The sequence below is a fragment of the bacterium genome, assembly GCA_030655055.1.
GTDB lineage: Bacteria > Edwardsbacteria > AC1 > AC1 > EtOH8 > UBA5202.
The window spans coordinates 1-8,460 of sequence record JAURWH010000044.1 but is presented as its reverse complement, the minus strand read 5'-3'; the positions used below and the strand labels follow the sequence as shown (position 1 = coordinate 8,460).

Annotated in this window: 11 protein-coding genes and 1 pseudogene; all 12 read right to left on the bottom strand. The window is 52.8% G+C overall.

Annotation, left to right across the window (positions count from 1 at the left end):
- Positions 1–302: 302 nt before the first annotated feature.
- Positions 303–1,247, bottom strand: coding sequence for a nucleotidyl transferase AbiEii/AbiGii toxin family protein (locus Q7U71_01990; protein ID MDO9390524.1), 945 nt, complete (start codon positions 1,245–1,247; stop codon positions 303–305).
- Positions 1,244–1,438, bottom strand: coding sequence for a hypothetical protein (locus Q7U71_01985; protein MDO9390523.1), 195 nt, complete (start codon positions 1,436–1,438; stop codon positions 1,244–1,246). The genes Q7U71_01990 and Q7U71_01985 overlap by 4 nt, the downstream gene beginning before the upstream one ends.
- 258 nt (positions 1,439–1,696) lie before the next feature.
- A pseudogene (locus Q7U71_01980) lies at positions 1,697–1,834 on the bottom strand (type IV toxin-antitoxin system AbiEi family antitoxin domain-containing protein).
- A gap of 99 nt (positions 1,835–1,933) precedes the next feature.
- Complete coding sequence (locus tag Q7U71_01975; protein ID MDO9390522.1) at positions 1,934–2,074, bottom strand: hypothetical protein; 141 nt, start codon at positions 2,072–2,074, stop codon at positions 1,934–1,936.
- An 89-nt stretch (positions 2,075–2,163) separates the two neighbouring features.
- A complete protein-coding gene (locus Q7U71_01970) occupies positions 2,164–2,736 on the bottom strand; it encodes a hypothetical protein (protein ID MDO9390521.1) in 573 nt (190 codons plus the stop codon).
- Positions 2,737–2,929: 193 nt separating this feature from the next.
- Positions 2,930–3,598: a phosphate signaling complex protein PhoU gene (gene phoU, locus Q7U71_01965; protein MDO9390520.1), complete on the bottom strand. Its 669-nt coding sequence runs from the start codon at positions 3,596–3,598 to the stop codon at positions 2,930–2,932.
- Between the two features lie 119 nt (positions 3,599–3,717).
- The gene (pstB, locus tag Q7U71_01960; protein ID MDO9390519.1) at positions 3,718–4,473 is read right to left on the bottom strand and encodes a phosphate ABC transporter ATP-binding protein PstB; all 756 of its coding nucleotides are present in this window, start codon (positions 4,471–4,473) and stop codon (positions 3,718–3,720) included.
- Between the two features lie 187 nt (positions 4,474–4,660).
- Positions 4,661–5,416: a phosphate ABC transporter ATP-binding protein gene (locus tag Q7U71_01955; GenBank protein MDO9390518.1), complete on the bottom strand. Its 756-nt coding sequence runs from the start codon at positions 5,414–5,416 to the stop codon at positions 4,661–4,663.
- Positions 5,417–5,426: 10 nt separating this feature from the next.
- A complete protein-coding gene (gene pstA, locus Q7U71_01950) occupies positions 5,427–6,263 on the bottom strand; it encodes a phosphate ABC transporter permease PstA (protein MDO9390517.1) in 837 nt (278 codons plus the stop codon).
- Positions 6,260–7,093 carry a phosphate ABC transporter permease subunit PstC gene (pstC, locus tag Q7U71_01945; GenBank protein MDO9390516.1) on the bottom strand — a complete coding sequence of 278 codons (834 nt, stop codon included), beginning with the start codon at positions 7,091–7,093 and terminating at the stop codon, positions 6,260–6,262. Before pstC ends, pstA begins: the two co-directional genes overlap by 4 nt.
- 100 nt (positions 7,094–7,193) lie before the next feature.
- Positions 7,194–7,985: a phosphate ABC transporter substrate-binding protein gene (locus Q7U71_01940; protein MDO9390515.1), complete on the bottom strand. Its 792-nt coding sequence runs from the start codon at positions 7,983–7,985 to the stop codon at positions 7,194–7,196.
- 137 nt (positions 7,986–8,122) lie between these two features.
- On the bottom strand, positions 8,123–8,460 hold a 338-nt coding region (locus tag Q7U71_01935), incomplete at its 5' end, for a hypothetical protein (protein ID MDO9390514.1).

Below are 8,460 nucleotides of genomic sequence, written 5' to 3'. Positions count from 1 at the left end.
CTGCAGGCCCAGTTCCTTGGTGATGACCTGGGTTATTTGAAGTTCGCTTAGCATGTTTTCTTTCAAAGTGATTATGAGCGAATGTTTTCCTGATCATTTCTCACACAAAGCCCCGGAGTGCACGAAGAGGAATTGGTTCTTGGCGGCCTTTGTGTCTTTGTGTGATGCATCTTTTCCTGGGTTCCCGGGCCTCGGTATTATAATAAAAGGCCGGACCAATGTCCAGCCTTTTCGACGTTAATAGCAATGCATTTGTTCCCGCAGTTGCCCTATATGGTTCGCAGGCGCAAGCCTGCCTTATATTATAACTTTATTGATTTGTCATCTAGTGCTGTCCGCCAGCCCAGCCCGGGCCGCCAAACCTTATGAAATTGTTTCTTCTCGATGAGCGTTCTCACCACCGGCATCAGAAAACTGATCAACTCCATGGCAACGGAGGCCAGTTCCCGGGTTTCACTTGGCTTATTCTTTTTCAGAAAGGAAGTCCATTGTCTTTGTTTGGCGGGATCGGATGAAAATCCTTTATCCAGTCCCTCCGGCAGGGATCTTGGCAGTTCTGTTTTTCTTCTCTTGAAGGTGGCGGTTACCGCTTTGGCCAGGGTGGCGCCGTCGATCTTGCTGTGCCGGGATATGTACCAAAGATCGTAGTAATCCTTCATCCGGCTGTTGGCCAGGCCCTTATCTACGAGGGTCTGGAACTTTTCTGCAATGACCGTATATTGGGTATAGGCTTTGACGCTGGGGGCCGGGAGGTCCAGCAGCACCGGATAATTTATGGTCTTGGCCTGCGGGGACACCGCATCACCGTAGCCGATATCGATCTGAAGGTGTATCCGGGCGCCGGCCAGCACCGCGCTCAATGTCAATCTTATACCCTGATATTCCGCATTCTCGCGTATCTCCTCTCCATGGACGGTGTCCGGCAGAAATTCCAGCCCGTCCGGCTCGACGGATACCCGGCACAGGTCGCAGAATATCTTCTCCACCTTTGGGATATCGGCAGGCCCTTCTCCCAGCAGATCGGCGTCCATTGACGAGCGGACCGGTTGATCATACCAGACCTTGAAGAGCAGGGCTCCCTTAAGCAGGAATTGGTTTCGATATTTAGAGCGGCCCAGGCGGTAAAGCAGGCGCTCCAGGGCATAATGGGTGAGCAGTACCTGAAAGTCATATCCGAACCCCGGGAATTTCTGTTTCAGGCGGTCACGCACCGAAGCCCCGATATCTGTAGCGACCCGCCTGCTCAAAAGACCGCTTCCATATAAGGCTTGATCACATTGAGCACCCGGTCTATCCGGGCGTATTTGGTCAGTTCGTCGGCAGTAAACTTGCGGGCCCGCCGCCCTTCCTTAAGGGCCTCCAGGGCTACGTCCAGGCCGATCTTGTTGCGGTACTTGAAGCAATCGGCCACCGTCTTGGCGGGGTTATATACCCGCACCTTGACGCCATCAATAATATGCTCTTCGACGCCCTCTGAGTATACTTTCCCTGAAAACCAAACAAATTTCATAGCAATACCACTTTTCCTCGGGAACCCGCTATCATGCTCAATTGCCATCCAAACCTGCCACGGGAGCTGTGTCGTAAAGCCATGAAAACGAAGCGCTGAGAGCAGACAGAGCACACCTTTTGGATATTTTATGGCAGACTGGGCATAAGTATTATCCTTTGAAAGTTTAGTATCCGGTAGACGATAAATGCCTCTATCAACCCGTATAAGTTGACCACGGGTTACTAGCCGTTCAGGATCTATACCTTCCTTCCGGACATCACAATATCTTATGTAACCCTTTTGAACAAGGTTTTTTTGGGGTTTACGATGAGCGGAGTTCATTTTGTCCCTTGTGTGATATTTTCAGCATTTATTATTATTTGCTGATATTATCACATATTATTATTCCGGTGTCAAGCTCTTTTTTATAATTGGCATTAGCTAAATATTGGGCGCCATCATCATGATGGTCATCTTTGTTTTCATGATCGTGCCCATCATCATCAAGGTCATTGGCATCATCATGGTGGTGGTGGTAGCCTGCTCCCGAGCCGAACTTCTGGTCGGTATCCAAGGCGACATAGATGTTCTCGTAGTTCCCCTGGGAGGTGCCGTAGATAGGCTGTAATTCCAAAGAACTGTTAGTGAAAGCCCCGCACTGACTGGGGCTTTCACTTATATTTTAAATGCCATAATTTATATATTTCCATTTCTTCGTCAGATTCTACGTGACCATTTCCACTTTCTAACTTTTTGTGTATTAAAGCATATTGTTTTGCGATTTCATAAGACGGAAATAATAAGTTGTTATTTAATTTATTGTTAAATTCAGTTAATGCATTATTATTGCCGAACAATACTTCATGGAATATCGATGAGTAAATATTATCTTCGCTAAAACACATGCCATAGTCATAACCTGCAAATGAATATTTAAGATTATCCTCATTAAAAACTCTATCGTAATTACTTATTAATAATAAATTATACTTCTTTACATCAAATTCCTTAGCAAAATAGTTTTCAATAGATTCTAATTCGTTATCATTTAACCAGCAATACTTAGAATTTACAATATTGTTTTGTTTTAGATTTATTATCCGCCCTTCAAAACCCTTATACTTACTTACTGCATCTTTCAAGCTAATTCGCTTAATCAATTTAGTATTGTCAATCATTTTTTTCCAAAGTAAATGATTCTCGTCATATTTTTTAATAATGATTATGCCTGATGCTTCTTTCATTTTGCTCTCCTTAATCTACAGGTATATGTTTTGTTTGTCCAATTCTTATATGCCCCCGGTAGTAATACGTGCTCCAGTTGCGGGAGCATGTGTATATCCCAACGAAGAGTTAGTGTAACTATAATAAATTCCATCCCAAAAAGCAATAAAAAAGACGGAAGCTTTAGCTTCCGTCTCAATAAACATTACCCTGTCATTTCCCCTTCTGTACATTGTGCTTTACGATCTTGGCCTCGGAAATGTAGATCTCCTCCTCGCTGATGTTGGTGGAAAGGTCGGCCACCCTTTCCAGGTTCCGGCTGACCAGGATCAGGTCCATGGCCCGGCCGATGGAGTCCTGCTTCTCCATCATATAGGTCAGCAGTTCCCTGAATATCTGGTCCTTCAGGTCGTCCACTTGGTCGTCGCTCTTGCACACCGCCCGGGCCTTGTCCGGGTCATTGTTGACGAAGCTGTCCAGGCTGTCTTTGAGCATGCCGATGGAAAGCTCTGCCATCCGCGGGATGTCGATCAGGGGCTTCAGCTCCGGCTGGGCGGCCAGCCTGATGGCGCTCTGGGCGATGTTCACCCCGTGGTCGCTGATCCGCTCCAGGTCGTTGTTGATCTTGATGGCCCCGATCAGGAACCTCAGGTCCCCGGCCGCCGGCTGGTGCCGGGCGATCAAGGCGATGGCGTCCTCTTCTATCTCGATCTCCAGCTTGTCCACTTCCTTGTCCAGGGCAAAAAGCGACTTGGCCAGCACCGCATCCTTCTTCATCAGGGACTCTATGGACTGCTTGATCAGCTGCTCCACCTTGGCCGCCATCAACAGCAGTTTTTCTTTCAACTCCAATAGCTCCCTGTCAAAATGTCTTTGTTCCATCTTTTTACCTCAACGTATGTTTGCTGTTTATAATTTAGTGGTCAGTAGCCAGTAGCCGCTATTCACTATGTTGTTTTACTGAATACAGGATACTGGATAGAGGATACCTGATTGCTTCGTTATCCAAACCTTCCAGTGATGTAGTCCTCGGTCAGCTTCTGCGCTGGATTGGTGAACAGCGTCTTGGTTTCCCCGAACTCTATCATCTGCCCCAGCAGCATGTAGCCCGAAAAATCCGAGACCCGGGCCGCCTGCTGCATGTTGTGGGTGACGATGACGATGGTGTAATCCTTCTTCAGTTCCAGCATCAGCTCTTCCACCTTGGCGGTGGCGATGGGATCCAAGGAGGAGCATGGCTCGTCCATCAGGATCACCTCCGGCTCCACCGCCAGCAGCCGGGCCAGGCACAGCCGCTGCTGCTGGTCCAGGGGAAGGGAGATGGCCGGCTGATGAAGTTTGTCCTTGAGCTGGTCCCACAGCCATGCGGCCTTAAGACTTTTTTCTGCCGTCTTGTCCAGCTGGTCCTTGTCGCTGATCCCGGCCACCCTTAAACCGTAGACCACATTATCGTAGATCGACAGCGGAAAGGGGTTGGGCCGCTGAAAGACCATTCCCACCCTCTTCCGGAGGCCTTCCACGTCGGTGTTCCTGCCGTAGATGTTGACCCCGTCCAGCAGCGCCTGGCCCTTGATCCTGACCTCGGAGATCAGGTCGTTCATCCGGTTCAGCGACCGGAGCAGGGTGGATTTCCCGCAGCCGGAAGGGCCGATCAAAGCGGTGATCTGCCGGTCATAGACCGGCATGGAAACTGCCTTCAGCGCCTGGAAACTGCCGTAGAAAAGGTCCAGGTTCTTTATTTCAATTTTTTGTTCCATCACAAATTAACTATTTTTTTCAACCAAAAATTCCCGAATTAACCACAAAAACTTGTCCTGAGCCGCCGGGCTGAGCGTGCCGAAGCCCTGTCGAAGGAGCACATAGGTCACAAAATGGTAAATATTTAGGATAGTTATGTGTTTTTGTGCCTTCTGTGGCAAAAGAAATTAGTCTCCTTGACAACCCTCAACCGAATCTTCCGGTGATGTAGTCGCTGGTCCGCTTGTCTTTCGGCGCGGTGAATATCTGCGGGGTGGCCCCCTCCTCCACCAGTTTCCCCATCAGGAAGAATGACGTGCGGTCGGCCACCCGGGCCGCCTGCTTGGTGTTGTTGGTGACCAGGATCACGGTATATCTTTCCTTTAAGATCGTCAACGCCTCCTCGATCTTGGCGGTGGAGACCGGGTCCAGCCCGGAACAGGGCTCGTCCAAAAGGATCACCTCCGGCTCCAGGGCCAGGGTCCTGGCCAGGCACAGCCTCTGCTGCTGGCCTCCGGAAAGCCTTAAGGCCGGGGACTTCAAGCGGTCCTTGACCTCGTCCCATAAAAAGGCGGATTTCAAGGAACTCTCCACCAGCGCCTCGTCATGCTTCCATCCCCGGCCGGCCGAAAGTTTGGGGCCGTAGATTATGTTCTCATGGATGCTCATGGGCAGCGGCACCGGCATGGCAAACACCATCCCCACTTTTTTGCGCAGGCTGACGGCGTCATAATCCCTGCCGTAGATGTCCTCCCCGTCCATCAGTATCCGGCCCTTGGTGGTAAAGCCTGGCTGCAGTTCGTTCATCCGGTTCAGGGCGCGGAGAAAGGTGGTCTTGCCGGAGCCGGACGGCCCGATCACGCCCAGTATCTGATTGCCCTGTATCTCCAGGTCAATGTCCTGAAGCAATGGATCCGGCCCGGAATGGACCGAAAAATTATTTATTGATATTTTGACTGGCATGCTTTGGTCGTTATGTTCTTTTGGCTATCATCCGGTTCATCATCCAGTAGGCCAGCAGGTTCACCGAAAGCACCGCTATGATCAGGGCCGCCGCCGTACCGTAGGCATTCTCGGCCGAGATGCCCTCCCGGGCCAGCAGGTAGAAGTGCACCGCCATGGTCCGGACCGAATCGAAGATCGAGGACGGCATCCGGAGCGATGACCCGGCGGTGAAGATGACGGCCGCCGTCTCGCCCAAAGCTCTGCCCACCCCCAGCATCACGCCGGTCAGGATCCCGGGCAGGGCATTGGGCAGAATCACCTTGTATACCGTCTGCCAGCGGGTGGCCCCCAGCGAATAGCTGACCTCGCGGTAGGAAAGCGGCACCGCCTTGATGGCCTCCTCGGTGGTCCGGATGATGGTGGGCAGGATCATCAGGGCCAGGGTCAGTCCCCCGGCCAGCAGCGACCAGCCCATCTTTAAGATGGTCACGAAAAGTATGAAGCCGAACAGGCCGAAGATGATGGAGGGAATGCCGGCCAGGCAGTCGGCCCCGAAGCGGATGACCGCGGTCAGGCGCGACTCCCGGGTGTATTCGGTCAGGTAGACCGCGGTGCCCACGCCCAGAGGCGCGGCCAGGAGAACGGAGAGCACGGTCAATGCCGCCGAGCCGGCTATGGCCGGGAAAATACCCCCGGCCCGGCCCATGTCCTGGGGCGCCCCGGTCAGAAAGCCCCAGCTTAAGACCGGCAGGCCCTTCTGAAGCACGAAGACGATGATGAACACCAGGGCGGTCAGGGTCAGCAGGGTGGCCGATCCCAGCACCGCCACCGCCGCCTTCTGGGTATGTTTGGGATTCAGCTTCATCGGCGGGCCTTTCTCTGCCTCATCACATAACTGGCGCTGAAATTGAGGATCATGATCACCACGAACAGCACCACCCCGGTGGCGAACAGGGCCTGGCGGTGCATTCCGGTGGCATAGCCCATCTCCAGGGCGATGTTGGCGGTCAGGGTCCGCACCGGCTCCAGGGCCGATCCCGGGATCTTGACGGAGTTTCCGGTGACCATGATCACCGCCATGGTCTCGCCGATGGCCCGCCCCATGGCCAGGATGATGCTGGCCGCGATGCCGGACCGGGCCGCCGGCAGGGTCACCATCCGCACCGTCTGCCAGACCGTGGCCCCCAGCGCCAGGGACCCCTCCCGGTAGCTTTTGGGCACCGCCATGATGGAATCGATGGAGATGCTGATGATGGTGGGCAGGATCATTATTCCCAGGATGATGGAGCCGGCCAAAAGCGAAAGCCCCGGCCCGCCCAGATGGTCCCGGATCAGCGGGGCCAGCACCATCACTCCGATGAAGCCGTAGACCACCGAGGGTATCCCGGCCAGCAGTTCTATGGCCGGCTTGATGACGCTCATCACCGAACGGGGGACGAACTCGGTCAGGAACACCGCCCCGGCCACCCCCAGCGGCGCCCCGATGGCCATGGCCCCCAGGGTGACCCACAGGGTGGAGATCACCATGGGAAAGATGCCGAACTTGCCGGCCTGGGGATTCCAAACGGAAGAGAACAGGAATTCCCTCAACCCATATCTGAAGATGAAGGGAAGCCCCTGGCTGATGATGAAGACTGCGATCAGCAGCAGGGCCGAAAGGGCCGAAAAGGCTACGACCAGCAGCAGACGCTGCATTATTTTTTCACTGGTAACGGGCATGTTTCCGTTTGCGCTTTAGTTCTATTAAAAATGTTACTGACTACAGTATTCAATATTCAGTATTCAGCAACTGGTTTCACTTGGCCGGGATCAGGCCGTTCTGCTTGATGGTCTGCTGTCCCTCGGGAGAAAGGATGTAATCTATCAAGCTTTGAACCTCGGCACCGGGCTGGGCCTTGGTCAAAAGGAATATCGGACGCACCAGCAGGTATTTCTGGGCCATGATCTTCTCGGTGGTGCATTCCTGGCCGTCCAAAAGAACTGCTTTGATCTTTTCGTTCAGCAGCCCGTGGGAAAGGTAGCCGATGGCCCCGGCATCGTTGGCCACCGTTTCCCGGATGGTGCCGTTGGAATCCTGGATCAGGGCGTTCCCGCTTAGGTCTATCCCGGTCACTATCTCTTCAAACGAGGTCCTGGTGCCGGAGCCGGCTTCGCGCGAAACCACGGTGATATCCTTGTCTGCCCCTCCGACCGCCTTCCAGTTCTTGATCTTCCCGTTGAAGATATCCCGGAGCTGGTCAATGGTAAGGTCATTCACTTTGTTGGCCGGGTTTATCACCACCGCAATGCCGTCCCGGGCCACTATGGTTGCATTGAGCCCCTTAGCTTCCGGGGGCAGGTTCACCAGGTCGGCCATCCCTATCTGGGCCGCCCCGGAAAGGGCCGACTGGATGCCCACCGCCGAGCCCCCGCCCTGGACGGTGATCGAGGCACCGGGATTGGCCGTCATGTACTGCTCGGCCAGTTTTTCGGCAAAAGGCTGGAAGGCGGTGGAGCCCGCCAGTGTGATGCTTTGCTTGTTCTTGCCGCAGCCGGCGGAGAATACCCATGCCGTTGCCAGCAGCAAATATAATGCTTTTTTCTTCATGTGGTTCCTGCCTCCTAAAATGATATGTTTTACGATTGTTACCAATATATAAAACACATTTGAACCACAGGTTAATTCAATGTTAAATCCGTGTTAAATGATTATTGTCGCCTAAAAGAATTTTACTAAAAAAAACATTAATAACCATTTAATTGCCCGGCCAGTTCGTCAATTTTCTGCTGCAACATAGGATCCCGGTTGCTGATCTCCGCCGCTCCCAAAGGCCTTGATCCTGTCAGCCGGACAAACTCCTCCAACCCCTTGCTGTCGTCATCCAGAATTCCCGAGATTGTCAGATAAAAAGTATTCTTGAACCTCTCCCTCTGCTTTTGAAGGTAAGCCGCCACTGGCAGAGGAATGCATTTATCCTGTTTTGAAAAACAGATGACCGTCAGGTCATAACTGCCGGGATTGTTGAAGGTGGGTATTATTTCCGGCTTGGTCCCCGTGGCCTTATGCCACAGCTCTTTTAAAC